Below are 24,456 nucleotides of genomic sequence, written 5' to 3'. Positions count from 1 at the left end.
GCAGGGAACCCAGATGGCGGAGCTCACGATCCGGCCGGAGGAGATCCGGGACGCGCTGGAGACCTTCGTCCAGTCGTACCAGCCGGACGCGGCCTCGCGCGAGGAGGTCGGCACGGTCAGCCTGGCCGGTGACGGCATCGCGAAGGTCGAGGGTCTTCCCTCGGCCATGGCGAACGAGCTGCTGAAGTTCGAGGACGGCACCCTCGGTCTCGCGCTGAACCTCGAAGAGCGCGAGATCGGTGCGATCGTTCTCGGTGAGTTCAGCGGCATCGAGGAGGGGCAGTCGGTGCAGCGCACCGGCGAGGTCCTCTCCGTCGGCGTCGGTGAGGGATACCTGGGTCGCGTCGTCGACCCGCTCGGCAACCCGATCGACGGTCTCGGCGAGATCGCGACCGAGGGCCGCCGCGCCCTCGAGCTGCAGGCCCCGGGCGTCATGGCCCGTAAGTCGGTCCACGAGCCGATGGAGACCGGCTACAAGGCCGTCGACGCCATGACCCCGGTCGGCCGTGGTCAGCGTCAGCTGATCATCGGCGACCGCCAGACGGGCAAGACCGCCCTGGCCGTCGACACGATCATCAACCAGCGCGACAACTGGCGCTCGGGCGACGTGAACAAGCAGGTCCGCTGCATCTACGTCGCCGTCGGCCAGAAGGGCTCCACCATCGCGTCCGTGCGCGGCGCGCTGGAGGAGGCCGGTGCGCTCGAGTACACGACGATCGTCGCCGCCCCGGCGTCCGACCCGGCCGGCTTCAAGTACCTCGCCCCGTACACCGGCTCGGCCATCGGCCAGCACTGGATGTACGACGGCAAGCACGTCCTGATCATCTTCGACGACCTGTCGAAGCAGGCCGACGCCTACCGCGCCGTGTCGCTGCTGCTGCGCCGCCCGCCGGGCCGTGAGGCCTACCCGGGTGACGTCTTCTACCTGCACTCGCGTCTCCTCGAGCGCTGCGCCAAGCTCTCGGACGAGCTCGGTGCCGGCTCGATGACCGGTCTGCCGATCGTCGAGACCAAGGCGAACGACGTCTCGGCGTTCATCCCGACCAACGTCATCTCCATCACCGACGGCCAGTGCTTCCTGGAGTCCGACCTGTTCAACGCCGGCCAGCGCCCGGCCCTGAACGTCGGTATCTCGGTCTCCCGAGTCGGTGGCTCCGCCCAGCACCCGGCCATGAAGCAGATCGCCGGCCGCCTCCGCGTGGACCTCGCCCAGTTCCGTGAGCTGGAGGCCTTCGCGGCCTTCGGTTCCGACCTGGACGCGGCCTCGAAGGCGCAGCTGGAGCGCGGTCAGCGCATGGTCGAGCTGCTCAAGCAGGCTCAGTACCAGCCGATGCCGACCGAGAACCAGGTCGTCTCCGTGTGGGCCGGTACCACCGGCAAGATGGACGACGTCCCGGTCGCCGACATCCGTCGCTTCGAGGCCGAGCTCCTGGCGTACCTCCGCCAGAACCACTCCGGTCTCATGACCTCCATCCGCGAGGGCAAGAAGATGTCGGACGACACCCTGACGGCCGTCGCCGACGCCATCGCGGAGTTCAAGAAGCAGTTCGAGACCTCTGACGGCAAGCTGCTCGGCGAGGACGCCCCTGCCGCCGTCAACGTCTCGAAGTGACGACGGAAGGGACCTGACTCATGGGAGCGCAGCTCCGGGTCTACAAGCGTCGCATCAAATCCGTCACCGCGACGAAGAAGATCACCAAGGCGATGGAGATGATCGCCGCCTCGCGCGTGGTCAAGGCTCAGCGCAAGGTGCAGTCCTCGACCCCGTACGCCACCGAGCTCACCCGCGCGGTGACCGCGGTGGCCACGGGTGCGAACGACAAGCACCCGCTGACCACCGAGGCCGAGAACCCGACCCGTGCCGCGGTACTGCTCCTCGCGAGCGACCGCGGTCTGGCCGGCGCCTTCAACTCCAACGCCATCAAGGCGGCGGAGCAGCTCATCAAGCGGCTGGAGGGTGCGGGGCGCGAGGTCGACGTCTACGTCGTCGGCCGCCGCGGCATCGCGCACTTCAACTTCCGTGAGCGCAAGCTGGCCGGCTCGTGGGCCGGCTTCACGGACGAGCCGACGTACGCGGACGCCAAGAAGATCGGCGAGCCGCTGATCGAGGCGATCGAGAAGGCCACGGCCGAGGGTGGTGTGGACGAGCTCCACATCGTCTACACCGAGTTCGTCTCGATGATGACGCAGACGGCGGTCGAGGCCCGGCTGCTGCCCCTCAGCCTCGACGAGGTCGCGAAGGAGGCCGGCGAGTCGGACACGCTCCGCCCGCTGTACGACTTCGAGCCGTCGGCGGAGGACGTCCTGGACGCCCTTCTGCCGCGCTACGTCGAGAGCCGCATCTACAACGCGCTGCTCCAGTCGTCGGCGTCCAAGCACGCCGCGACGCGGCGCGCGATGAAGTCGGCGACCGACAACGCGGGAGACTTGATCAACAACCTCTCCCGACTTGCCAACGCGGCCCGACAGGCCGAAATCACCCAGGAAATCAGCGAGATCGTCGGTGGCACCGCAGCCCTGGCCGACGCGACCGCGGGGAGTGACAAGTAATGACGACCACTGTTGAGACGGCCGCCGCCACGGGCCGCGTCGCCCGGGTCATCGGCCCGGTCGTCGACGTGGAGTTCCCCGTCGACGCGATGCCGGAGATCTACAACGCCCTGCACGTCCAGGTCGCCGACCCGGCCGAGGAGGGCGCGCTCAAGACGCTGACCCTCGAGGTCGCGCAGCACCTGGGTGACGGCGTCGTCCGCACCATCTCGATGCAGCCCACCGACGGTCTGGTCCGCCAGGCCCCCGTGGTCGACACCGGCGACGGCATCACCGTGCCCGTCGGCGACGTCACCAAGGGCCGCGTGTTCAACACGCTGGGTCAGATCCTGAACGAGCCCGAGGCGGAGTCGGAGGTCAGCGAGCGCTGGTCCATCCACCGCAAGGCCCCGGCGTTCGCGGACCTCGAGTCGAAGACCGAGATGTTCGAGACCGGCCTCAAGGTCGTCGACCTTCTCACCCCGTACGTCAAGGGTGGAAAGATCGGTCTGTTCGGTGGTGCCGGTGTCGGCAAGACCGTTCTGATCCAGGAAATGATCATGCGTGTGGCCAAGCTGCACGAGGGCGTTTCCGTCTTCGCCGGCGTCGGCGAGCGCACCCGTGAGGGCAACGACCTCATCGCGGAAATGGAAGAGTCCGGCGTTCTGGACAAGACCGCCCTGGTCTTCGGCCAGATGGACGAGCCCCCGGGCACCCGTCTCCGCGTCGCCCTCGCCGGTCTGACCATGGCGGAGTACTTCCGCGATGTGCAGAAGCAGGACGTGCTGTTCTTCATCGACAACATCTTCCGCTTCACCCAGGCCGGTTCCGAGGTGTCGACCCTGCTCGGCCGTATGCCCTCCGCGGTGGGCTACCAGCCGAACCTGGCCGACGAGATGGGTCTCCTCCAGGAGCGCATCACCTCGACCCGTGGTCACTCGATCACCTCGATGCAGGCGATCTACGTCCCCGCCGACGACCTCACCGACCCGGCGCCGGCGACCACCTTCGCCCACCTCGACGCGACGACGGTTCTCTCCCGTCCGATCTCCGAGAAGGGCATCTACCCGGCCGTGGACCCGCTGGACTCCACGTCCCGGATCCTGGACCCGCGCTACATCGCGCAGGACCACTACGACGCCGCCATGCGCGTCAAGGGCATCCTGCAGAAGTACAAGGACCTCCAGGACATCATCGCGATCCTCGGTATCGACGAGCTCAGCGAGGAGGACAAGCTCGTCGTGCACCGTGCGCGTCGTGTCGAGCGCTTCCTGTCGCAGAACACCCACGCCGCCAAGCAGTTCACCGGTGTGGACGGTTCGGACGTTCCGCTGGACGAGTCGATCGCCGCGTTCAACGCGATCTGCGACGGCGAGTTCGACCACTTCCCGGAGCAGGCGTTCTTCATGTGCGGTGGTCTTGAGGACCTCAAGAACAACGCCAAGGAGCTCGGCGTCTCCTGAGCCCCGTGCTCGCCCGAGGGGGGCGGGAGCCGTTTCCGCCCCCCTCTCCACGCCCCTTAGAATTGATCCCAACACCCGGCAGCACCGCCGGGTGGTGAACCGAGGAGCCCACCCTTGGCTGCTGAGCTGCACGTCGAGCTGGTCGCCGCGGACCGGAGTGTCTGGTCCGGCGAGGCCACCCTGGTCATCGCGCGTACCACCTCCGGCGACATCGGCGTCATGCCCGGTCACCAGCCGCTGCTCGGTGTGCTGGAGTCGGGCCCGGTGACCATCCGTACGAGCGAGGGCGCCACCGTCGTGGCCGCCGTCCACGGCGGGTTCATCTCCTTCGCCGACGACAAGCTGTCCCTGCTCGCGGAGATCGCCGAGCTGGCGGACGAGATCGACGCCCAGCGTGCCGAGCGCGCGCTGGAGCGTGCCAAGTCGGAGGAGGACGCCGCCGCCGAGCGGCGCGCCGAGGTCCGGCTGCGCGCGGTATCGGTCCGCTAGCGGACCGGCGACCGAAGAGTAGTGCCCTCAGCCGCGGCACGGCTGGAATGTTCCAGACCGTGCCGCGGCTGAGGCGATGCAGATGCAGGTGGTATTCGTGAGGCCGGCGGCGCCGGTCACGGGACGCGGCGAGGAGGTCGGTGAAGATGTTCCTCGCGCTGCTCGTGTGCGGCCTGGTCGTCGCACTGGTGTTGATCGGGCTCTTCGTCTTCGGCTTGCGCCGCCGGCTGATCCAGCGTGCCGGCGGCACCTTCGACTGTTCGCTGCGCTGGGACGTCCCGGAGGAGCCGGACCTGTCCGGCAAGGGCTGGGTGTACGGCGTGGCCCGGTACAGCGGTGACGAGATCGCCTGGTTCCGGGTCTTCTCGTACGCGCCCCGGCCGCGCCGGTTCCTGGAGCGTTCGGCGATCGTGGCCCTGGAGCGCCGGATGCCGGAGGGCGAGGAGGAGCTGGCGCTCCTGTCGGACTCGGTGATCCAGCCCTGCATGTACAACGGCGTCCGGCTGGAACTCGCGATGAGCGAGGACGCCCGGACCGGGTTCATGGCCTGGCTGGAGGCGGCGCCTCCCGGCCAACGGGTAAATGTGGCCTGATCGGCCCCCGTTGGATGGGGGTGCCCCCGGACGAAGTCTGGGGGAGGGTGAACGTGGCCTGATCGGCCCGTACGTACGGAAGCGGGGGACGGTGTGCTGCACCGTCCCCCGCTTCGTCGTACCGGTGACCCTTAGCTCAGGCCGCCGTTGATGGCGGAGACCAGCTCGCCGTTGGTGGTGTCACCGCTGAACTCCCAGAAGAACGCGCCGCCGAGGCCCTGGTCCTTGGCCCAGCCCATCTTGGAGTTGACGGTGGCGGGGGTGTCGTAGCTCCACCAGTTGGTGCCGCAGTGGGCGTAGGCGGTGCCGGCGACGGTGCCGTTGGACGGGCAGGAGTTCTTGAGGACCTTGTAGTCCTCGATGCCCTGCTCGTAGGTGCCCTGCGCCGGTCCGGTCGCCGTGCCGCCGGGGGCGGACTGGGTGACGCCGGTCCAGCCGCGGCCGTAGAAGCCGATGCCGAGCAGCAGCTTCTTGGCCGGGACGCCCTTGGCCTTGAACTTGGCGATCGCCTCGGCGGAGTTGAAGCCCGCCTGCGGGATGCCGGCGTACGAGGTCAGCGGGGAGTGCGGGGCGGTCGGGCCCTTGGCCGCCCAGGCGCCGAAGAAGTCGTACGTCATCACGTTCAGCCAGTCGTAGTACGGCGCGGCGCCCGCGTAGTCGGCGGCGTCGATCTTGCCGCCGGCGGAGGCGTCGGCCGTGACGGCCGCGGTGACCAGGTTGTTCGTGCCGAACTTGGCGCGCATGGCCTGCATCATGTTCTTGAAGGACGCGGCGCCGCTGGTGTCACAGGTGAGACCGCAGGCGTTCGGGTACTCCCAGTCCAGGTCGATGCCGTCGAAGACGTCGGCCCAGCGCGGGTCCTCGACCAGGTCGTAGCAGGACTGCGCGAAGGCGGTCGGGTTCTGCACGGCCTGGCCGAAGCCGCCGGACCAGGTCCAGCCGCCGAAGGACCAGAGGACCTTGATGTTCGGGTACGCCTTCTTCAGCTTGCGCAGCTGGTTGAAGTTGCCGCGCAGCGGCTGGTCCCAGGTGTCGGCGACGCCGTCGACGGACTGGTCGGCGGTGTAGGCCTTGTCGTAGTCGGCGTAGGCGTCACCGATGGTGCACTTGCCGTTCTGTACGTTGCCGAAGGCGTAGTTGATGTGGGTGATCTTGGGCGCGGAGCCCGAGGTCACGATGTTCTTCACGTGGTAGTTGCGGCCGTAGACGCCCCAGTTGGTGAAGTAGCCCATCTTGACCGCGTTCGGCGGCGGCGGAGTGGTGCCGCCGCCGGTGGTGCGGACCGCGACGGGGCCGGCGGACGGGCCGGTCTGGTCGATGGTGTCGCGGGCGACGACGGTGTAGCTGTAGTCGGTGCCCGCGGTGAGGCCCTGGTCGGTGTAGTTCAGGGCCGTCGTGGTGGTGACCTTGGTGCCGTCGCGCAGGACGTCGTAGTTCTTGACGCCCTTGTCGTCGGTGGCCGCGCCCCAGCTGAGCTTCGCCGAGGTGTCGGTGACGTCCGAGGCGGTCGGGGTGCCGGGGGCCGAGGGCGGGTTGTCGCCGGGCTGCTGGGTGCCGTCGCAGGAGGCGCCGTTGATCTTACAGCCGGAGGGGGCGCCGGAGCCGGCGCCGTTGTAGCCGAAGGAGACGGAGGCGCCGGGGGTCAGGGTGCCGTTCCAGCCGACGTTCTTGGCCGTCCAGTGGTCGCCGCTGTTGGTGACGGTGGCGTCCCACGCGGAGGTGACCCGGGTGCCGGAGGGGTAGTCCCACTCCAGGTTCCAGGAGGAGATGGTGGTGGTGCCGGTGTTCTTGATGGTCCAGTTGGCGCCGAAGCCGGTGCCCCAGTCCTGGGTCTTGGTGTAGGTCGCGGTGACCGAGGTGGCGGCCTCCGCGGGGGAGGCGAGGCCGACCATCGCGGCGAGGGGGAGGGCCAGGGCGGTGAGGCCGGCGGCGGCCTTCGCCTTGATGCCTCTTCGGCGCGTCGGTGCTTGAGTGCTCAACGGTGCTCCTCAAGTAGCGGACGTTCGGGGTGGGGGTGGTCCGTGGAGAGTTGCGCGCGCCCCGCGAGCGTAGGAAGGTCTGGACCAATCGTCAAGAGGTCCAGACCAACGTCGCTTCCGTTCTCTCAGAGTCCCAACTCCCGCGCCAGGACGGCCGCTTGGACCCGGCTGCGCAGCCCCAGCTTCCCCAGCACCTTGCTGACGTGCGTCTTCACCGTCGCCTCCGCCATGTCGAGGCGTACCGCGACCTCCGCGTTCGACAGGCCCGCCCCCAGCGCCGCCAGCACCTCCCGCTCCCGGGGCGTCAGCCCGTCGAGGACGGCGGGGTCCTGCCGTACCGGCGGGGCCGGGGAGGCGAACTCCGCGATCAGCCGCCGGGTCACCGCCGGCGCGATCAGCCCCTCGCCCCGCGCCACCGTCCGCACCGCCTCGATCAGCTCCCGCGCGTCCGCGTTCTTCAGCAGGAAGCCCGACGCCCCCGCGCGCAGCGCCCCGAAGACGTACTCGTCGAGGTCGAAGGTGGTCAGCACCAGGACGTCCGCGAGCCCCTCGGACACCACCTGCCGGGTCGCCGTCACCCCGTCCATCCGGGGCATCTGCACATCCATCAGCACCAGGTCGGGGCGCAGCTCCCGGGCCAGTTCCACCGCCCGCTCGCCGTCCTCCGCCTCCCCGACCACCTCGATGTCCGGCGCGCTGCCCAGGATCAGCACGAGCCCGGCCCGTACCGCGCTCTGGTCCTCGGCCACCACCACCCGCACCGTCATGCCCGCTCCTCCTCGCTCGCTCCCACGGGCAGCTCCGCCCGCACCCGCCACACCTCGGCACCCCCGTGCCCCGCCACCGGACCGGCCTCCAGGGACCCGTCCAGCAGCGCCACCCGCTCCCGCATCCCCACGAGCCCCGCCCCCGAACCCGGCGCGCGCGGCCCGGGCCGCTCCCCGTACGGGCTCGTCACCGTCACCCGCAGCGCCCCGTCCGCGCGGGCGAGCGCCACCCGCACCTCGCCGGGCGCCGCGTGCTTGAGCGCGTTCGTCAGCGCCTCCTGCACGATCCTGTACGCGGCCAGCTCCACCGGCGCCGGCAGGCCGGGACCGTCCCGCCGGGCGTCCTCCAGGACGAAGCGCAGCCCGCTCGCCGCGCCGTTGGTCCCCGCCTGCGTCACCAGGGCGTCGAGCCCGGCCAGCGAGGCCGTCGCGGCCGGCTCGGTCTCCGCGCCGCTGTCCCGGAGCAGCCCGATCAGCCGCCGCATCTCCGCGAGCCCGGCCACGCTGTTCTCCCGGATCACCGTCAGCGCCTGCCGGGTGGTGCCGGGGTCGTCGAGGGAGAGCGCCGCCGTCGAGTGGATCGCGATCGCCGAGAGGTGGTTGGCCACCACGTCGTGCAACTCCCGCGCCATCCGCGCGCGTTCCGCCGCCACCGCCTGCGACCGGTCCATCTCGGCCAGCAGCGCGGTCTGTTCGGCGCGCAGCCGGGCGGCCTCCGCGGCCTCCCGGTGGTTGCGCACGATCGAGCCGGTGACGGCCGGCAGGAAGGAGATCATGCCGGTGATGACGCCGACGAGCAGCGCGATCGCGTTCTGCCACCACACCAGGAACGCGACCGTGGTCGCGACGGTGACCAGCGCCGTCGTGTACGGGATGCGGCGGGCCTGCGCCGGGGTGCCGTAGACGACCGCCGCGTAGACGACGTCCGTGAACATCAGGACGGTGGCCAGGTTCCCGTTGGTGAACTGGTCGGCCACGATGGCCAGGGTGCCCACGAGCAGCGCGGTCTGCGGGGCCGCCCGGCGCAGCGCCTCCGCCACGGCCATCGCGGTCAGCGGGACGAGCGCCGCCCAGCGCTGGTCGAAGACGCGGTCGCCGGTGGTGTACAGCCCGTACGACCACAGCAGCACGCCGACGGAGAGGCCGGCGGCGGCGATGAGTACGTCGTGGCGGTGCGGGCGGGGGAAGGCCGGGCGGGGCGGGACCGGGCGGGGGAGGGTCACGTACCCATCCAACACGCCCTCCGGCCCCCTGACGTCGACGTCCGGGCCGATCCGCGCGCGCCCGCGCCTCCGTCGAAGGATGTAGGCGGGTTTCGTCACCCGCGACGACGAAGCGGGCCCTCCCGGACGGGACGCTGGGAAGGACCCGACGGGGGAACGAAAGGGGAAGCTCGTGATCGTCACGATGATCGTCGTCTGCGAGGTGGGGTTCTGGGTCCTGCTGGCCGCCGGGCTCGGCGCCCGCTACGTGCTGCGCATGCCGAGGCTGGGCGCGGGACTGCTGCTGTGCGAGCCGCTCCTGGAGATCCTGCTCCTCGTCGTCTCCGCGATCGACCTCAAGAACGGCGCCGAGCCCAGCTGGCGGCACGGGCTCGCCGCGATCTACATCGGCTACACCGTCGGGCACGGGCACCGCACCGTGAAGTGGCTCGACGGCCACGCCGCCCACCGCTTCGGCGGCGCCCCGCCGCCCGCGAAGCCGCCCCGCTACGGCATGGCCCGCGCCCGCCACGAGGGCGCGATCTGGCTCGGCTCGCTGGTCGCCGGCTCCGTCGCCTCCGCGCTGCTCCTCGCCGCGGTCTGGTACGTCGGCGACGCCGGCGACACGTCGAAGCTGGAGGCCTCGATCGCCGGCGTCTGGCGCGCCGTCGGCATCCACGGTCTGATCGCCCTCAGCTACTCGGTCTGGCCGAAGAAGGCCCCGGAGGGCGAGTCGGAGAAGGCCTCGGCGCTCCCCGCCCGGGACCCGGAGCACGTCCCCGACCTCCTGGCCGGCCACGCGCGCGAGGACGCCGCGGCTCCCGGGGGAGAACGCCCGGACCCCCGGCAGGGGTCCGCGGGCCGGCCCTCCCAGGGCCTGTCCGGCGGATCAGGGTCGGGTAGGCCCTAGCGCTCCCCGCCCGGGACCCAGAGCACGTCCCCGACCTCCTTGTTGGCCACCCGGGCCAGGATGAAGAGCAGGTCGGACAGGCGGTTGAGGTACGTCGCCGTCAGCGGGTTCATCGTCTCGCCGTGGACCTCCAGGGCCGCCCAGGTCGAGCGCTCGGCCCGGCGGACCACCGTGCACGCCTGGTGCAGCAGTGCCGCGCCGGGCGTGCCGCCGGGCAGGATGAAGGAGCGCAGCTTCTCCAGCTCCTCCAGGAAGCGGTCACAGTCCGCCTCCAGCTTGTCCACGTAGTACTGCTCCACCCGCAGCGGCGGGTACTCGGGGTTCTCGACGACGGGCGTGGCGAGGTCGGCGCCGACGTCGAAGAGGTCGTTCTGGACGCGGGTGAGGACCGTGACGACCTCCTCCTCCAGATGCCCGAGGGCGAGCGCCGTGCCGATGACGGCGTTGGCCTCGTTGGCGTCCGCGTAGGCCGCGATCCTGAGGTCGGTCTTGGCGGTGCGGCTCATGTCGCCCAGGGCCGTCGTGCCCTGGTCGCCGGTGCGGGTGTAGATGCGCGTCAGATTGACCATGGACCCCAGCCTAGTGACGCCCCGGCCCGCCGCGCCTGTCGCGAGTGTGACGTCCGTCAAAGAGAGCGTGACGCGCATTACTTCGCGGTCACATGGCGCTCCCGGCCCGCTAATCTCCGCCGGAGAGAGCCAGAAGTGAACAGGTGTAGAGGGGTGGAATTCGTGGCTGGGAAGCTCGCCGTCATCGGGGCCGGACTCATGGGATCCGGCATCGCTCAGGTCTCCGCGCAGGCCGGCTGGGACGTGGTCCTGCGGGACGTCACCGACGCCGCGCTGACCCGCGGCACCGACGGCATCAAGGCCTCGTACGAGAAGTTCGTCGCGAAGGGCCGGCTCGACGCCGCCGACGCGGAGGCCGCCCTCGGCCGCATCACCGCCACCACGGAGCTGGACGCGGTCGCCGACGCCGACATCGTCGTCGAGGCCGTCTTCGAGAAGATCGAGGTCAAGCACGAGATCTTCCGCTCCCTCGACAAGATCGCCAAGGACGGCGCGGTCCTCGCCTCCAACACCTCCGCCATCCCGATCACCAAGATCGCCGCGGTGACGGAGCGCCCCGAGGCCGTCGTCGGCGTCCACTTCTTCTCGCCGGTCCCGATGATGCAGCTCGTCGAGCTCGTCCGCGGCTACAAGACCAGCGACGAGACCCTCGCCGCCGCCCGCTCCTTCGCCGAGTCGGTCGGCAAGACCTGCATCGTCGTCAACCGCGACGTCGCCGGCTTCGTCACCACCCGCCTGATCTCCGCCCTCGTCGTCGAGGCCGCCAAGCTGTACGAGTCGGGCGTCGCCACCGCCGAGGACATCGACATCGCCTGCAAGCTGGGCTTCGGCCACGCGATGGGCCCGCTCGCCACCGCCGACCTGACCGGCGTCGACATCCTGGTCAACGCCACCGGCAACATCTACACCGAGTCCCAGGACGAGAAGTTCGCGCCGCCGGAGCTGATGCGCCGGATGGTGGACGCGGGTGACATCGGCCGCAAGAGCGGGCAGGGCTTCTACAGGTACTGAGCCGTACCCGCCACACGGCCTCACTCCATGGAGTGAATTCAGGTATCGGTTCGACGACAAGGCGCAACGTATCTGCCGAGGCGGCAGTCAGTTGTTTGCGAAGACGGAGCATTCCCGGGGAGCGACTATGCACATCAGGGGCGACCATGCCGAGCTGGTCGTCGGGGGCCGCCTCGACGTCCGGAGCGCGGCGGACGCCCGTACGGTCCTGCACACGGCCGTCGACGACGGAGTCGGCGACCTCGTGCTGGACCTGACCGGACTCGACTCCTGGGACGCCACCGGCCTCGGCGTCATCATGGGCGCCCACCGACGGGCCGGCCGCTGCGGCCGCCGGCTCGTCCTGCGCGGGGTGCCGCCGCAGATGCAGCGGCTCCTCGTCGCCACCCGCCTCCACCGCATCCTCGCCATCGAGGGCGGCCTCGTCGTGGAGTCCCTGCCCCGGGTCTGAACGGACGGGGCGCGGACGGCCCGGGGGTGAACGCGGCCCCCGCCGTCTGTGAAGCCCCTGTGCGAACCAGGCGTCACGCTCAATCCTCACAAGACCGTGACGTCTTGGTCTCCACGGCACCCCGGCTGTTCCCGGGTGCCCGGCGACCGTCTAGGGTTCGGTCGCCCGCACCCGACGACGGACCCACCCGGCGGGCTCCGCACCACCGCTCTTGGGGGCTTTGACCATGGACCCGATACACCGGGGGCCGGACGAGTCCGGTCACGACACCGCGGCCGAGGACGCCCGCCCCGCCCAGCCCACCGCCCTGCCCGACCGCACCGCCGCGGCGCCCGCCCGCGCCCGCGTCACCCGGATCGTCTCCGGAGGGCTGCTCCTCACCGTCAACCCCGTCGACGGCAGCGAGATCGAGCCCTGCCCGCCCGGCGAGACGCCCCCGCAGGCCCGCCGCCGCACCCCCGAGGAGCGCGCCGAGGCCGACCGCGCCGCCGCCGCGCCCGTGCCGCCCGGCCCCGCCGCCCCGGAACTGCCCCTCCTCGAACGCGACGAGCAGCGCGCCCGGCTCACCGAGACCCTGACCCGCGGCCGCTCCGCCCGCCTCACCGGCCCCGACGGCGCCGGCCGCACCGCCCTCCTCGACGTCGTCGCCGCCGACTGCGCGGACCTCGCCCCCGACGGCGTCGTCCGCCTCTCCGGCCGCCACCGCACCGGCGGCGAACTCCTCCACGAGCTGCGCACCGCCGTCCTGCACGCCCCCGGCCACCGGCCCGACCGCGACGGCCTGCGCGGCGACCTCGCCACCGTCGGCGCCGTCGTCGTCGTCGACGACCTGGAGTTCGGCGGCGCCGCCCTCGACGAGCTCCTCGCCGCCGCCCCCGAATGCGCCTTCCTCCTCGCCGCCGCCCCCGGCGTCCCCGCCGCCTCGGCCGAGGCGCGGATCGAGGAGGTCGCCCTGCCCGGCCTCGGCCGCGCCGCCTCCCTCGTCCTCCTGGAGGCCGCCGTCGGCCGCCGCCTCACCGAGGAGGAGGCCAACTGGGCCGGCGACCTCTGGTTCGAGTCCGAGGGACTGCCGCTCCGCTTCGTCCAGGCCGGCGCCCTGCTCCGACAGCGCGACCGGCTGCGCGTCACCCCCGCCGAGTTCGACGCCTTCGGCGCCCTGGAGGAGGCCTTCGGCCCGTCCGGTACGGCCCCGGGCGCGGGCCCCGCCGGCACCGCGCCCGACCCGTACGAGAACCCCGACGTCGAGCTCCACGAGGTGCCGCTGCCCAGCCTCGGCGAGGGCGCCGCCCCCGCCGCGCTGCTCGCCTCCCGGCTCAGCCGCTCCGCCCAGACCACCCTCCGCTTCGCCGTCGCCCTCGGCGGCGAGCTCCCGCACCACGCCCACCTCCCGGCGCTCGTCGGCGACACCCACGCCGACGCCGCCCTCGGCGAGCTGCGCGCCTGTGGGCTCCTCAGCCCCGTCGGCACCCGGCACCGGCTCGCCGGCGGCGTCCTCACCCAGCTCCTCGCCCACGGCTACGGCCACGACACCGCCGACCGCCTCCACGCCGCCGCCCAGCACTACGCCTGGTGGGCCGGCCACCCCTCGGTGGGCCCCGAGCGGGCCGCCGCCGAGTCCGACGCCCTGCTCGCCGCGCTCTCCGGCCTCGTCGGGGACGGCGCCGTCGGCACCGAGGAGGCCGCCGAGCGGCGCGCCACCGCCGTCGCCCTCGCCCGCGCCGCCGCCCCCGCCTTCGCCGCGGGCCTCCACTGGGGCGCCTGGGAGCGCGCGCTGCGCTCCGGCCAGGCGGCCGCCCGGCTCGCCGGGGACGTCGCCGAGGAGGCGTACTTCCACCACGAGCTCGGCATCCTCGCGATCTGCGGCGGCAACCTCGCCCGCGCCCGCGCCGAGCTGGAGGCCTCCATCGGGCTGCGCGGCGCCCTCGCCGACAAGCGCGGCACCGTCGCCGGCCGCCGGGCCCTCGCCCTCGTCGCCGACCTCGGCCGCGAGCGGGAGCCCGCGACGACCGCCCTGCCGTCCCGTACCGACTCGCCGGCCCGCGGCCTGCCCGCCGTACGCACCACGGCACCGGTCCCGCGGACGCCCGCCGAGCCGCCGACCGAGGCGATCCCGCCGGTCGCCACGACCGCGGCCGTCACCCCGCCCGCCTTCCCGGCCTTCCCCGACTACGCGGACTTCGCCGACAAGGGCCCCACGGTCGTCGCCCGCCCCGCCGCCCCGGCCGAGCCCGCGCGCAAGGGGCTCAAGGCGATCGTCCTCGACGGCACCCGGCGCAACCTCGCCGCCGTCGGCGCCGGAGCGCTCCTCGTCGCCGTCCTCGGCACGGTCGTCACCCTCGGCGCCACCTCCGGCAACGACGACGCCCCCACCTCCGGCACCGTCAGCACCGACAGCACCGCCGACCCGGGCGGCGCCGAACTGCCGGACATCGGCGACGGCGCCCCCGCCGACGAGGAGCCCGGCGGCGACCCGGCCGCGACCGGGACGCCGACCACCTCCGGCTCACCCGGCCCCACCACCTCCGGCGCGACCCCCTCGTCGACCGGTACCGGCCCCTCGGCGACCGGCTCCCCGTCGACCGCCTCCTCCGGGGCACCGGACCCGTCGACGACGAGCGCCCCGGGGACGACGAGCGCGCCGGCGACGACACCGGGGGGCTCGACGAGCACGCGCCCCGTGCCGACCCGGACCACGACGAGGCCGCCGGTGCCGCCGACGGCCACGTCCACGTCGACGACGACGTCACCGCCGACCGCGACGGAGACGCCGACCGCCTCACCCACCACCTCGGAGCCCACCCCGACGGACTCCGCCACCACCAGCGAGGCCGCCGGCTCCAGCAGCGCCTCCGAGCCGCCCGCCGAGGGCTGAGGCACGCGGAAAGAGGACGGCCCCGGGCGCTCGTCGCGCCCGGGGCCGTCCCCTTCGCCGTACCGGCTAGAACAGCCGCAGCTTGTCGTCCTCGATGCCGCGCAGGGCGTCGTAGTCGAGCACCACGCAGCCGATCCCGCGGTCCGTCGCCAGGACCCGCGCCTGCGGCTTGATCTCCTGCGCCGCGAAGACGCCCTTCACCGGGGCGAGGTGCGGGTCGCGGTTGAGCAGCTCCAGATAGCGGGTCAGCTGCTCGACGCCGTCGATCTCGCCGCGCCGCTTGATCTCGACCGCGACCGTCGCGCCGTCCGCGTCCCGGCAGAGGATGTCGACGGGGCCGATCGCCGTCGGGTACTCGCGGCGGATCAGCGTCCACCCCTCGCCCAGCGTCTCGATGCGGTCGGCGAGCAGCTCCTGGAGGTGCGCCTCGACGCCGTCCTTGATGAGACCCGGGTCCACACCCAGTTCGTGGGACGAGTCGTGGAGGATCTCCTCCATCGTGATGATCAGTTTCTCGCCCGCTTTGTTGATCACCGTCCAGATGCCGGCCTCACCGTCGGCCCCCTCCTTCAGGGTGCACGGCGGGGACATCCAGTTGAGCGGTTTGTACGCCCGGTCGTCGGCGTGGATCGAGACGCTGCCGTCGGCCTTGATCAGGATCAGACGGGGGGCGGAGGGCAGGTGGGCCGTGAGCCGGCCCGCGTAGTCCACGGAGCAACGGGCAATGACGAGACGCATGGTCGGCAACGCTACAAGAGGAGCGCCCTTCTACGCGATTCGGGCATCGGCATGAGCCGAACACCCGTCGGTTATCGGCCTGTTGTGTGCCCATTCTCCTGGTGCGGGCAGCAACACGCGCTTACCGTGGAAGCTGGAGGTCGTCGTCCGTGCACGCTGCGTGGCGTACGTCGGCCTTCGGCCCTGCCCGCACAGACCCCGTCCGCGGGGTCGCGAGAGGAGAACCCATGTCGCTCGACGTCTCACCGGACCTGTTGGAACAGGCCGAGCGAGGCGAGGTCGACGAAGCCGCCTTCGTCGACTGCGTCCGGACCTCCCTGCCCTTCGCGTGGGAGATGATCAGTTCTCTGGTGGCCCAGCTGGAGGTGGAAGGCGGAGAGTTCGCCGACAACCAGACGCCGCCGCCGAACGAGCAGGCACGTGGTCAGCTGCTGCGCGCGCTGGCGAGCGACGCGATCCGCGGTGCGCTCCAGCGCCACTTCGGAGTGCGTCTGGCCTTCCAGAACTGCCACCGCGTGGCGGTCTTCCCGCTGGACCCGGCGGTGGACGACCGGCTCGCCCGCTTCACCTCCGTACGGGCCCAGCTGCTCAACCAGTCGCCCGAGCTCCGCGACTGCTGAGCCCGGCCGTCGTCACCGGGATCCGCCGGGACTCGAACGCCGCCGCTCCGCGTCGCGGAAGCCGCGATCGGTGCGTGCCGACACGCATCGTCCCGCGGGGACGCCGGGGCGGCGGCGGGTCCCGGCCCTCAGGACAGCCGGGGGAGGACCTCGGCGCCGAGCCGCCGCAGGTTCTCCTCGGTCGCCGCGAGGTCGCCGGAGCCCTCGGCGAGCAGCGCGAAGCGGGTGATGCCCGTGCGCTCGGCGGTCGCCGCGAGCCGGTCCGCCGCGAGCGCGGGGGTGCCGACCGGGTGCAGCGAGCAGAGCAGCTCGGTGTACGCCACCGGGTCGCGCATCGCCCGGTGCCGGCCGTCCACCGTCACATGCGCGTCCAGGCCCTGCTTCAGCCAGCCGGGCATCGCCTTCACCAGGGTCTCCACCGCGTCCCCGGTCCGGTCCGCGAGCTGCGCCACGCCCGCGGAGACATGACCGGCGCCGATCCGCGCGACCTCGTCGGGATCCCGCCCGGCCTCCCGCGCCCAGCGGGCCCAGGCCGCGACCGCCTCCGCCTTCTCCTCGTCGCCGCAGTGCATCCCGAGCAGCATCGGCAGCCCGCGCTCGGCGGCCAGCCGCACGCTCTTCGGCGAGGTGCAGGCCACGATCACCTCCGGCGCGGCCTCGCCGCCGATCAGCTCGTCGGCCCGGGGCACCACCGCCACCTCGCGGAAGGAGAACCGCTCGCCCGAGGCGCCCACCCGGGGCTCGGTCAGCCAGCGCAGGAGCAGGTCGAGGGCCTCGGGGAAGCCGTGCTCGTACGCCTCCAGACCCGCGCCGAACACCTCCAGGTCCACCCACGGCCCGCCGCGCCCGACCCCGAGGGTGAACCTGCCGCCGGAGGCGACGTGCAGCAGCGCCGCCTGCTCCCCGAGGGCGACCGGATGGACGGACGGCAGCACGCTCACCGCCGTGCCCACCCGCAGCCGCCGGGTGCGGCCCAGGAGCAGCGCCGCCAGCGTCACCGCCGAGGGGCAGACGCCGTACGGCACGAAGTGGTGCTCGGCGAGCCAGACCGAGTCCAGGCCCGCCTCCTCGGCCACCTCGGCGGTCCGCACCGCCCGGTGCAGCGCCTCTCCCTGGCCCTGGCCCGGAAACTGAGCCGCCAGAACGAACGTTCCCACCCTCATCGTCTTCCGCCTCCTCGCGGCCGGTGCGTCACTGACCCCCGTACCGGCATCAACGTCTGACACGTGCCAAAGGCAACGGCCTGGCGTGAAGTTCTTGCGATTTTCGGTCCGGACGCCGGGACCGGGCCCCCGCGCACCCCGTCGCGGCCCGTACGCTGGAAGGAACGGTCCGTGTTCCCGACTCCGTGAGGTGTGCTGTGTCCCCGCGTCACCACCGCTCCCGCCGCGGCGCGAAGCCCGAGGCGCGGGACGACCGCGAAGACCGGTACGGCGGTTCGCAGCGCACCGAGACCTGGCAGGGCGAGGAGTGGTACGTCCGCCTCGTCGCCGGCGCCAGCTCCCCGGGCAAGCGCTACCGCTGCCCCGGCTGCGACCAGGAGATCCCGGGCGGCGCCCCGCACGTCGTCGCCTGGCCCGAGTACGGCGGCGTCGACGACCGCCGCCACTGGCACAAGGCCTGCTGGAGCGCGAAGGACCGCCGCACCACCCGGGTGCAGCGGTCCCGCAACGCGCCGAAGTACTAGCCGGTGTACCAGCCGGCGTAAGGAGCCGGCCCCGGCCCGCTCAGACGTCCCGCTTGTGCAGCAGGGCGAACGCGCCGCCCAGCCCCACGGCGGTGGCCCCGGCCAGGATCAGGAGCGTCTCCCAGCCCGCCGGGCCGGTGTCCCCGAACGGCGGCCGCGCGCTGTACAGCGAGATCAGCTGCGAGGGCACCGAGTAGGTGAAGAGCGCCTCCTGGAGCCCCTTCAGCGCCGGCGCGAACATGAAGAGCGCCGCCACCAGCGGCAGCAGCAGCACACCGATCATCACCGTGATCGCGCCGGCCGAATGCCGCACCAGCGCCCCGACCGCCATCGACAGCAGGCCGAGCAGCGCCATGAAGCCGGCCGCGCCGACCGTGGCCCGCGCCCACTCGGCGCCGGTCGGCTCCGCCGCGTCCACCATCGCCACCTGCGCGGTCGCCACCCCGAAGGCCACCACCAGGGTCACCGTGAAGACCAGCAGGAAGAAGACGATCGCCTTCGCCGCGAGCACCCGGGACCGGCTCGGGCACGCCGTCAGCGTCGTGCGGATCATGCCCGTGCCGTACTCGGACGAGATCGTCAGCACGCCCAGCGTGATCACGCAGATCGAGGCCGGCAGCATCCCGAAGAAGCCCAGCGGCAGCGCCGACTCCTCGCCCATGTTCCCGCCCTCGGCGGCGGCGATCGCGGCCACGCCCAGACCGATCGCCAGCATCAGCAGGATCATCGTGCCCAGCGTCCACACCGTCGACCGCACCGAGCGGATCTTCGTCCACTCCGAGGCGAGCGCGTCCCCGAGGTGCGCCCGGCGGACCGGGATGGGGGAGACGTAGCCGTACGGCGGGGCGGGCGCCGGCATCGGCGTGGGGGCGGTCATCGGGCGTCCTCGGTGGTGTCGCTCGGCTTCTTCTGGAGGCTCGGCCGCGGGGCGGCCTGCGGCGGCGCGGCAGGCGCCGGGGCCGCCGGGGGCTGCGGGGCGGCGTACGGGTTCTGTCCGGGCGGCGGCGGGGCGTACCAGCCCTGCTGCGGCACGTCCGCGGGGACCGGCGGCCCCGGCGGCGTCCCGTACCCCGGCTGTCCGGGCTGCGGCGGGGCCTGGAGGTGGGCCAGCTTGTCGTCGGTCGAGCGGTAGTCCACCGCGCCCTGCGTGAGGCGCATGTACGCCTCCTCCAGGGAGGCCTGGTGCGGGGACAGCTCCCAGAGCCGTACGTCCGCCCCGTGCGCCAGGTCGCTGATCCTCGGCAGCGGCAGGCCCGTGACCCGCAGCGCCCCGTCCGGCTCGGACAGCACCTGGCCGCCGGCCTCGACCAGCACCCCCGACAGCTTGTCCCGCAGCGCGGGCTCGCCCTCCGGGGTGCGGACCCGGGCGAAGTCCGCCGAGTTCGCCGAGATGAACTGCTTCACCGGCATGTCGGAGAGCAGCTGCCCCCGGCCGATCACGATCAGATGGTCCGCCGTGAGCGCCATCTCGCTCATCAGATGGCTGGAGACGAAGACCGTGCGGCCCTCGGCGGCCAGCTTCTTCATGAGGTTCCGCACCCAGAGGATGCCCTCCGGGTCGAGGCCGTTGACCGGCTCGTCGAAGAGCAGCACCTGCGGGTCGCCGAGGAGCGCCGCCGCGATGCCGAGCCGCTGGCCCATGCCGAGCGAGAAGCCCTTGGAGCGCCGCTTCGCCACCTCCTGGAGGCCCACCACGCCCAGCACCTCGTCCACCCGGCGGGCCGGGATGCCGGCCAGCTGGGCCAGCGACAGGAGGTGGTTGCGGGCGCTGCGGCCGCCGTGCACGGCCTTGGCGTCGAGGAGGGCGCCGACCTGCCGGGGCGCGTTCGGCAGCTGCCGGAAGGGGTGGCCGCCGATCGTCACGTGCCCGGCCGTGGGGGTGTCCAGGCCGAGGATCATGCGCATGGTGGTCGACTTGCCGGAGCCGTTCGGGCCCAGGAAGCCGGTGACGACGCCCGGCCTCACCTGGAAGGAAAGGTTGTACACGGCCGTCTTCGCGCCGTAGCGCTTGGTCAGGCCGACTGCCTCGATCATTCTCCAGCCCCATCGACGGCTCGGTGGTGTGCGATCGGGGGCAGGACGGCGCGCGGCCGCGCGGCCCCCGTACGAGTCAGGAGCTTATCGAGCCGTTGACGGTTCCCGCGCCCGTGATTCGAGACCGAAGCGAAACCTCGGGGAGAAATCCGGGACGCCCCTGAGGGGCCCTGGGGCGGAGCGCCGGGCGCGGAGCTCCGCCCCTCAGGGCCGCGCGTCCGCCGTCAGGCGTCCCGCCGCTTCAGCACCAGGTAGCCGCCGAGCAGCGACGCCGCCACCCAGAGCAGCATGATCCCGAGCCCGCCCCACGGCCCGTACGGCGCCTTCTCCGAGCCCAGGGCGTCCGGCACCACCTGCATGATCTTGGAGCCCGCCTGGTCGGGGAAGTACTTCGCGACCTCCTTCGCCTTCGGCACCGCCGACAGGATCTGGGAGATCAGGAAGAAGAACGGCACCAGGATGCCGAGCGACAGCATCGAGGAGCGGAGCATCGCCGCCACGCCCATCGAGAAGACCGCGATCAGGCCCATGTAGAGCCCGCCGCCGACCACCGCGCGCAGCACGTTGTCCGCGCCGATCGTCGTCCGGTGCTCGCCGAGCAGCGCCTGCCCGAGGAAGAACGACAGGAAGCTCGTCACCAGGCCGACGACCAGGGCGAGCACCCCGGCCACCGCGATCTTGGAGAAGAGGAAGGTGGCCCGCTGCGGGACGGCCGCCAGCGAGGTGCGGATCATGCCCGAGGAGTACTCGGTCCCCACCACCAGCACCCCGAAGACCACCATCGCCAGCTGGCCGAGGACCATCCCGGAGAAGCTGACGAAGGTCGGGTCGAAGGTCGCCCGCTCCAGCTCGGACAGGTCGTCGAAGGTGGAGTTCAGGACCGCGGAGAGCGCCGCGCTCATCGCCACGGTGACGATCAGCGCGGACGCCAGCGTCCAGATCGTCGACGAGACCGTCCGGATCTTGGTCCACTCGGACTGGAGGACCGCAGGTACCGCCGCCATGCTCAGACCCCCTCGCCGCTCTGGCCGCTCCGGCCCGCCTCCGTGCCCCGCGCGGGGCCCCAGCCGGAGTCCGCGCCCCACGCGGGGCCGGGCGCGGCCGGCTCGCCGCCGCCGTGTACGTCGGTGCCGTGCGCGTGGTACTCCACCGCGCCCGCCGTCATCTGCATGAACGCCTCCTCCAGGGAGGCGCGCTGGGCGCTCAGCTCGTGCAGCGTCAGCCGGTGCGCCGCCGCCAGCTCGCCCAGCTTCTCCGTCGAGGCCCCGTCGACCTCCAGGGTGCCGTTTCCGGCCTCGATCACCACGAGACCCGCTTCGTGGAGCACATCCCGCAGCCGTTCCTGCTGCGGCGAGCGCAGCCGGACGAAACTCCGCGAATTCTGCTGGATGAAATCCGCCATCGACGTGTCGGCCAGCAGCTTTCCCTGACCGATCACGATCAGATGATCCGCCGTCAGCGCCATTTCACTCATGAGATGGCTGGAAACGAAGATCGTTCTTCCCTCGGCCGCGAGCGACTTCATCAGATTGCGGATCCAGTGAATTCCCTCGGGGTCCAGACCATTGACGGGTTCGTCGAACATCAGGATCTCGGGATCGCCGAGCAGCGCCGACGCGATCCCGAGTCGCTGGCCCATCCCGAGCGAGAATCCCTTCGACTTCTTCCGGGCCACCGCCGTCAGGCCCACCAGGTCGAGGACCTCGCCCACCCGCTGCTCCGGGATCCGGTTCGACTGCGCCAGACACAGCAGGTTGTTGTAGGCGGAGCGGCCGCCGTGCATCGCCTTGGCGTCGAGCAGCGCCCCGATGTACTTCAGCGGCTCGTCCAGCTCCCGGTAGTGCCGGCCGTCGATCCGCACCGTCCCGCTCGTCGGGTTGTCCAGATCGAGCATCATCCGCATCGTCGTCGACTTCCCCGCCCCGTTGGGCCCCAGGAAGCCGGTGATCATGCCCGGCCGGACCTGGAAGGAGAGATGATCGACCGCCGTCTTCGTCCCGTACCGCTTCGTCAGCCCCTCTAGCTCGATCATGCGTACCAAGCTAAAGGCGCGCGAAACCCCCCGCCACCGGAGTGACGGGGGGTCTTCACGGGGTCTCGCAGCCGGCCCGGAGGGCCGGGGGCCTTACCGGGTCTGCTGGGCCGGGACGCCCGCGGAGCGGTCCTCGTCCAGCGGGGAGCCGGCGGCGGCCACCGCGGCACCGGTCAGCGTCGCCAGCATCTCGCGGACGTTGGTCAGCTGCGCGTTGATGGAGTCGCGGCGGTTGGTGAGCGCCGCCAGCTCGCGCTCCGATTCCGAACGGATCCGGTCGGCCTTGGCGTTCGCGTCGGCCACGATGTCCTCGGCCTGGCGCTGCGCGGTCTCCACCGTCTGACGGGCCCGGCGCTCGGCGTCCGTACGGAGCTTCTCGGCCTCCAGGCGGAGCTGCTCGGCGCGGTGCTCGATCTCGGCCAGGCGCTTCTCGGCCTTGGCCTGACGGGAGGCCAGGTCGCGCTCGGACTGCTCGCGGCGCTTCGCCAGGTTGGTCTCGAAGTCCGCGGCGGCCTGGGCGGCCTTGGCGCGGGTCTCCTCGAAGAGGGCGTCCGCCTCCTCGCGCTTCGACTGCGCGTCCTTCTGCGCCTCGGCCCGCAGCGAGTTCGCCTCGCCCTGCGCCTTCTCGACGATCCGGACGCCCTCGTCCTCGGCCTTCGCCTTGCGCTCGGCGGCGAAGGACTCCGCGTCGTTGCGCACCTGCTGGGCGGCCGACTCGGCCAGCTCGCGGTGCTGCTCGGCGGCGCGACGGGCCTCCTCGCGCAGGTCCTTCGCCTCCTCCTCGGCGAGACGGAGGATCTTCTCGACACGCGCGCCGAGACCGGCGTACGACGGCTCCGCGTCGCTCACCTGCGCCTGGGCGTTCTGCGTTTCGAGGTGGAGCTCCTCGATGCGCTTCTCCAGGGAGGTGATCCGGGCCAGAGCACTGTCACGGTCGGCGACCAGCTTGGTAATGCGGTCGTCCACCTGACCGCGGTCGTAACCACGCCGCACGAGCTCGAAGCCGAAGGGGGAGGATGTGTCGCTCATGGGGTTCCTGTCGAATGAGACCGGTGAGGTGTTAGAGGGAATCCTAGGGGCCGAAGCGGCGTGTCATCGAGCGTATGCCCGTTTGATCTGGAGAATGTCCAGCCTTTTGAGTGGCTAGCCGTCCTGGGACTTGCCACTCGAACGAGTGGAACCCGAGGAAGCGCCCGCCTTGAGTCCGTCCTTCGTCCCCGCGGACGGAGTCTCGAAAGACTCCAACGCCTCGAGAACGTCCTGGACACGGGAGATCTCGGCATTGATGTCGGTACGACGCCGGGTCAGGACCTCCAGCTCGCGCCGGCCCTCCTGGACCAGCCGGTCCGCCTCGGCCTCCGCCTCCGCCTTGATCCGCTCGGCCTCCGCCACCAGCGAACTCTTCTTCTGCTCGGCCTCCTTCAGCAGCGCGTCGGCCTTCCGCACGGCCGCGATCCGGACCTTGCTCGCCTCCGAACTCGCCTCCGAGACCATCTCCTTGGCCTTCTCCTCCGCCTCGGCCCGCTGCTCCTCCGCGGCCTTCACCAGCTTGTCGACCCGCTCGCCGGCCGTCTTCATCTGCTCCGCGGACTCGCGCCGGGCCCGCTCGTGCAGCTCCTCGATCTCGCCCTCGATCCGGCCCCGCAGCTCCTCGGCCCGCTCCCTTATGGCGGTCGCGTCCTGCCGCGCCCCGACCAGGAGTTCGTCCGCGTCGGTCCGCGCCTTCTCCACCAGCGCGTTGCCCTCCACCGTCGCCTCGGCGACGATCCGGTCCGCCTCCTTGCGGGCGGCGCCGACCATGGTGTCGGCCTGGGTCTCGGCCTCGGCGGTGGCGCGCAGCGCCTCCTCCTGGGCCTTGGCGATCAGCTGGTCGGCCTGCTCGGCCGCGTCCGCGCGCTTCTTCGCGCCGGCCTCGCGGGCCTCGTCCAGCGTCCGGTCGGCCTCCGCGCGGGCCTCCGAGCGCATCTGCTCGGCGGCCGCCTCGGCGTCCTCCTTGACCCGTGCCGACTCCGTACGGATCCGCTCGGCGTCCTGACGGGCCGACTCCAGCGCCGTGGCGCCGTCCGTCCGCAGCCGCTCGGCCTCGCCGGCCGCGTCCGCGATCGTCCGCTCGGCCTCGGCCCGGGCGTCGGCGGTCACCGAGTCGGCCAGCTCGCCGGCCTCGTCGGTGATCCGGCCCGCCTCCGCCGTCGCCTCGCCGACCAGCGCGTCGGCCTGCTCGGCCGCGTCCTGACGGCGCTTGTCGGCGGCCTGCCGGGCCTCGTCCAGGATCTGCTCGGCGTCGGCCAGGGCCGCCGTCCGCAGCGCCTGGGCGTGCGCCTCGCCGTCCGTCTTGACCTGCTCGGCCTCGCTCCGCAGCCGCGCCGCGTCCCGCTCGGTGGTCTCCCACAGCTCGGCCGACTCCGCCGCGATCCGCTCGGCCTCGGCCGTCGCCTCGCCGACGAGGCTGTCGGCCTGTTCGGCGGCGTCCTGGCGGCGCTTGTCGGCGGCCTGCCGGGCTTCGTCGAGGA

22 protein-coding genes and 1 pseudogene are annotated in these 24,456 nt (G+C 72.2%); 11 read left to right on the top strand and 12 right to left on the bottom strand.

Annotation, left to right across the window (positions count from 1 at the left end; genetic code table 11):
- Window positions 1-13: 13 nt before the first annotated feature.
- The 5 genes from atpA (at window position 14) to ABZ621_RS08705 (ending at window position 5,074) form a co-directional block, all read left to right on the top strand.
- Window positions 14-1,612, top strand: coding sequence for a F0F1 ATP synthase subunit alpha (gene atpA, locus ABZ621_RS08725; RefSeq protein WP_030762238.1), 1,599 nt, complete (start codon window positions 14-16; stop codon window positions 1,610-1,612).
- Between the two features lie 20 nt (window positions 1,613-1,632).
- Entirely contained in the window at window positions 1,633-2,550 is a 918-nt protein-coding gene (locus ABZ621_RS08720) for a F0F1 ATP synthase subunit gamma (protein WP_360602107.1), read from the top strand.
- Window positions 2,550-3,992: a F0F1 ATP synthase subunit beta gene (gene atpD / locus ABZ621_RS08715; RefSeq protein ID WP_200427651.1), complete on the top strand. Its 1,443-nt coding sequence runs from the start codon at window positions 2,550-2,552 to the stop codon at window positions 3,990-3,992. The genes ABZ621_RS08720 and atpD overlap by 1 nt, the downstream gene beginning before the upstream one ends.
- Before the next feature lie 114 nt (window positions 3,993-4,106).
- On the top strand, window positions 4,107-4,481 hold the full coding sequence (locus ABZ621_RS08710; RefSeq protein WP_360602104.1) for a F0F1 ATP synthase subunit epsilon: 375 nt from the start codon (window positions 4,107-4,109) through the stop codon (window positions 4,479-4,481).
- Between the two features lie 146 nt (window positions 4,482-4,627).
- A complete protein-coding gene (locus ABZ621_RS08705; RefSeq protein ID WP_169087561.1) occupies window positions 4,628-5,074 on the top strand; it encodes a DUF2550 domain-containing protein in 447 nt (148 codons plus the stop codon).
- A gap of 131 nt (window positions 5,075-5,205) precedes the next feature.
- Here ABZ621_RS08705 and ABZ621_RS08700 read toward each other — a convergent pair whose 3' ends face one another.
- The 3 genes from ABZ621_RS08700 to ABZ621_RS08690 all read right to left on the bottom strand — a co-directional run bounded on the left by ABZ621_RS08700 (window position 5,206) and on the right by ABZ621_RS08690 (window position 9,043).
- The gene (locus tag ABZ621_RS08700; protein ID WP_360602279.1) at window positions 5,206-6,966 is read right to left on the bottom strand and encodes a glycoside hydrolase family 18 chitinase; all 1,761 of its coding nucleotides are present in this window, start codon (window positions 6,964-6,966) and stop codon (window positions 5,206-5,208) included.
- A 212-nt stretch (window positions 6,967-7,178) separates the two neighbouring features.
- Window positions 7,179-7,820 carry a response regulator transcription factor gene (locus ABZ621_RS08695; RefSeq protein ID WP_360602102.1) on the bottom strand — a complete coding sequence of 214 codons (642 nt, stop codon included), beginning with the start codon at window positions 7,818-7,820 and terminating at the stop codon, window positions 7,179-7,181.
- Window positions 7,817-9,043 carry a histidine kinase gene (locus tag ABZ621_RS08690; RefSeq protein WP_360602100.1) on the bottom strand — a complete coding sequence of 409 codons (1,227 nt, stop codon included), beginning with the start codon at window positions 9,041-9,043 and terminating at the stop codon, window positions 7,817-7,819. The genes ABZ621_RS08695 and ABZ621_RS08690 overlap by 4 nt, the downstream gene beginning before the upstream one ends.
- A gap of 172 nt (window positions 9,044-9,215) precedes the next feature.
- Here ABZ621_RS08690 and ABZ621_RS08685 point away from each other — a divergent pair, with 172 nt between their 5' ends.
- Complete coding sequence (locus ABZ621_RS08685) at window positions 9,216-9,932, top strand: hypothetical protein (protein WP_360602098.1); 717 nt, start codon at window positions 9,216-9,218, stop codon at window positions 9,930-9,932.
- On the opposite strand, the gene ABZ621_RS08680 is transcribed toward ABZ621_RS08685, so the two are convergent.
- A complete protein-coding gene (locus ABZ621_RS08680) occupies window positions 9,929-10,501 on the bottom strand; it encodes a cob(I)yrinic acid a,c-diamide adenosyltransferase (RefSeq protein ID WP_360602096.1) in 573 nt (190 codons plus the stop codon). The genes ABZ621_RS08685 and ABZ621_RS08680 overlap by 4 nt on opposite strands.
- Before the next feature lie 162 nt (window positions 10,502-10,663).
- On the opposite strand from ABZ621_RS08680, the gene ABZ621_RS08675 reads away from it, so the two are divergent.
- From ABZ621_RS08675 to ABZ621_RS08665, 3 genes are all read left to right on the top strand, one after another.
- Window positions 10,664-11,512, top strand: a complete 849-nt coding sequence (locus ABZ621_RS08675) for a 3-hydroxyacyl-CoA dehydrogenase family protein (RefSeq protein WP_360602277.1) — start codon at window positions 10,664-10,666, stop codon at window positions 11,510-11,512.
- Window positions 11,513-11,639: 127 nt separating this feature from the next.
- Window positions 11,640-11,963, top strand: coding sequence for an STAS domain-containing protein (locus ABZ621_RS08670; RefSeq protein WP_169086744.1), 324 nt, complete (start codon window positions 11,640-11,642; stop codon window positions 11,961-11,963).
- Window positions 11,964-12,189: 226 nt separating this feature from the next.
- Window positions 12,190-14,835, top strand: a complete 2,646-nt coding sequence (locus tag ABZ621_RS08665) for an ATP-binding protein (RefSeq protein WP_360602093.1) — start codon at window positions 12,190-12,192, stop codon at window positions 14,833-14,835.
- A 66-nt stretch (window positions 14,836-14,901) separates the two neighbouring features.
- On the opposite strand, the gene nucS is transcribed toward ABZ621_RS08665, so the two are convergent.
- The gene (nucS, locus tag ABZ621_RS08660) at window positions 14,902-15,573 is read right to left on the bottom strand and encodes an endonuclease NucS (protein WP_360602092.1); all 672 of its coding nucleotides are present in this window, start codon (window positions 15,571-15,573) and stop codon (window positions 14,902-14,904) included.
- Between the two features lie 227 nt (window positions 15,574-15,800).
- On the opposite strand from nucS, the gene ABZ621_RS08655 reads away from it, so the two are divergent.
- On the top strand, window positions 15,801-16,193 hold the full coding sequence (locus ABZ621_RS08655; protein WP_360602091.1) for an SCO5389 family protein: 393 nt from the start codon (window positions 15,801-15,803) through the stop codon (window positions 16,191-16,193).
- A 128-nt stretch (window positions 16,194-16,321) separates the two neighbouring features.
- On the opposite strand, the gene ABZ621_RS08650 is transcribed toward ABZ621_RS08655, so the two are convergent.
- Window positions 16,322-17,356 carry an LLM class flavin-dependent oxidoreductase gene (locus ABZ621_RS08650; RefSeq protein ID WP_360602089.1) on the bottom strand — a complete coding sequence of 345 codons (1,035 nt, stop codon included), beginning with the start codon at window positions 17,354-17,356 and terminating at the stop codon, window positions 16,322-16,324.
- 197 nt (window positions 17,357-17,553) lie between these two features.
- Between ABZ621_RS08650 and ABZ621_RS08645 the strand changes: the two genes are divergently transcribed.
- Complete coding sequence (locus ABZ621_RS08645) at window positions 17,554-17,880, top strand: ATP/GTP-binding protein (RefSeq protein WP_360602087.1); 327 nt, start codon at window positions 17,554-17,556, stop codon at window positions 17,878-17,880.
- A gap of 40 nt (window positions 17,881-17,920) precedes the next feature.
- Here ABZ621_RS08645 and ABZ621_RS08640 read toward each other — a convergent pair whose 3' ends face one another.
- From ABZ621_RS08640 to ABZ621_RS08615, 6 genes and pseudogenes are all read right to left on the bottom strand, one after another.
- Window positions 17,921-18,757 (bottom strand): ABC transporter permease, encoded by an 837-nt coding sequence (locus ABZ621_RS08640; protein WP_360602085.1) that lies wholly within the window; start codon window positions 18,755-18,757, stop codon window positions 17,921-17,923.
- Window positions 18,754-19,914, bottom strand: coding sequence for an ATP-binding cassette domain-containing protein (locus ABZ621_RS08635; RefSeq protein ID WP_360602083.1), 1,161 nt, complete (start codon window positions 19,912-19,914; stop codon window positions 18,754-18,756). Before ABZ621_RS08635 ends, ABZ621_RS08640 begins: the two co-directional genes overlap by 4 nt.
- A 224-nt stretch (window positions 19,915-20,138) precedes the next feature.
- Window positions 20,139-20,918, bottom strand: coding sequence for an ABC transporter permease (locus tag ABZ621_RS08630; RefSeq protein WP_360602081.1), 780 nt, complete (start codon window positions 20,916-20,918; stop codon window positions 20,139-20,141).
- A 2-nt stretch (window positions 20,919-20,920) separates the two neighbouring features.
- Entirely contained in the window at window positions 20,921-21,946 is a 1,026-nt protein-coding gene (locus ABZ621_RS08625; protein WP_360602079.1) for an ATP-binding cassette domain-containing protein, read from the bottom strand.
- Window positions 21,947-22,039: 93 nt separating this feature from the next.
- On the bottom strand, window positions 22,040-22,975 hold the full coding sequence (locus tag ABZ621_RS08620) for a cellulose-binding protein (protein ID WP_169086726.1): 936 nt from the start codon (window positions 22,973-22,975) through the stop codon (window positions 22,040-22,042).
- Window positions 22,976-23,089: 114 nt separating this feature from the next.
- A pseudogene (locus tag ABZ621_RS08615) lies at window positions 23,090-24,456 on the bottom strand (hypothetical protein); the annotation flags it as partial.

It is taken from the genome of Streptomyces sp. NPDC007863 (genome assembly GCF_040633895.1).
GTDB lineage: Bacteria > Actinomycetota > Actinomycetes > Streptomycetales > Streptomycetaceae > Streptomyces.
Note: the sequence above shows the minus strand (reverse complement) of the source record. Positions and strands in the feature narration are given on the sequence as shown.

What these genes read in the sequence shown, in the direction of transcription:
- atpA (WP_030762238.1), top strand. Translation starts at nt 14, where the DNA reads ATGGCGGAGCTCACGATCCGGCCGGAGGAGATCCGGGACGCGCTGGAG.
- ABZ621_RS08720 (WP_360602107.1), top strand. Translation starts at nt 1,633, where the DNA reads ATGGGAGCGCAGCTCCGGGTCTACAAGCGTCGCATCAAATCCGTCACC.
- atpD (WP_200427651.1), top strand. Translation starts at nt 2,550, where the DNA reads ATGACGACCACTGTTGAGACGGCCGCCGCCACGGGCCGCGTCGCCCGG.
- ABZ621_RS08705 (WP_169087561.1), top strand. Translation starts at nt 4,628, where the DNA reads ATGTTCCTCGCGCTGCTCGTGTGCGGCCTGGTCGTCGCACTGGTGTTG.
- ABZ621_RS08700 (WP_360602279.1), bottom strand. Translation starts at nt 6,966, where the DNA reads ATGGTCGGCCTCGCCTCCCCCGCGGAGGCCGCCACCTCGGTCACCGCG.
- ABZ621_RS08695 (WP_360602102.1), bottom strand. Translation starts at nt 7,820, where the DNA reads ATGACGGTGCGGGTGGTGGTGGCCGAGGACCAGAGCGCGGTACGGGCC.
- ABZ621_RS08680 (WP_360602096.1), bottom strand. Translation starts at nt 10,501, where the DNA reads ATGGTCAATCTGACGCGCATCTACACCCGCACCGGCGACCAGGGCACG.
- ABZ621_RS08670 (WP_169086744.1), top strand. Translation starts at nt 11,640, where the DNA reads ATGCACATCAGGGGCGACCATGCCGAGCTGGTCGTCGGGGGCCGCCTC.
- ABZ621_RS08665 (WP_360602093.1), top strand. Translation starts at nt 12,190, where the DNA reads ATGGACCCGATACACCGGGGGCCGGACGAGTCCGGTCACGACACCGCG.
- nucS (WP_360602092.1), bottom strand. Translation starts at nt 15,573, where the DNA reads ATGCGTCTCGTCATTGCCCGTTGCTCCGTGGACTACGCGGGCCGGCTC.
- ABZ621_RS08655 (WP_360602091.1), top strand. Translation starts at nt 15,801, where the DNA reads ATGTCGCTCGACGTCTCACCGGACCTGTTGGAACAGGCCGAGCGAGGC.
- ABZ621_RS08650 (WP_360602089.1), bottom strand. Translation starts at nt 17,356, where the DNA reads ATGAGGGTGGGAACGTTCGTTCTGGCGGCTCAGTTTCCGGGCCAGGGC.
- ABZ621_RS08640 (WP_360602085.1), bottom strand. Translation starts at nt 18,757, where the DNA reads ATGACCGCCCCCACGCCGATGCCGGCGCCCGCCCCGCCGTACGGCTAC.
- ABZ621_RS08635 (WP_360602083.1), bottom strand. Translation starts at nt 19,914, where the DNA reads ATGATCGAGGCAGTCGGCCTGACCAAGCGCTACGGCGCGAAGACGGCC.
- ABZ621_RS08630 (WP_360602081.1), bottom strand. Translation starts at nt 20,918, where the DNA reads ATGGCGGCGGTACCTGCGGTCCTCCAGTCCGAGTGGACCAAGATCCGG.
- ABZ621_RS08625 (WP_360602079.1), bottom strand. Translation starts at nt 21,946, where the DNA reads ATGATCGAGCTAGAGGGGCTGACGAAGCGGTACGGGACGAAGACGGCG.
- ABZ621_RS08620 (WP_169086726.1), bottom strand. Translation starts at nt 22,975, where the DNA reads ATGAGCGACACATCCTCCCCCTTCGGCTTCGAGCTCGTGCGGCGTGGT.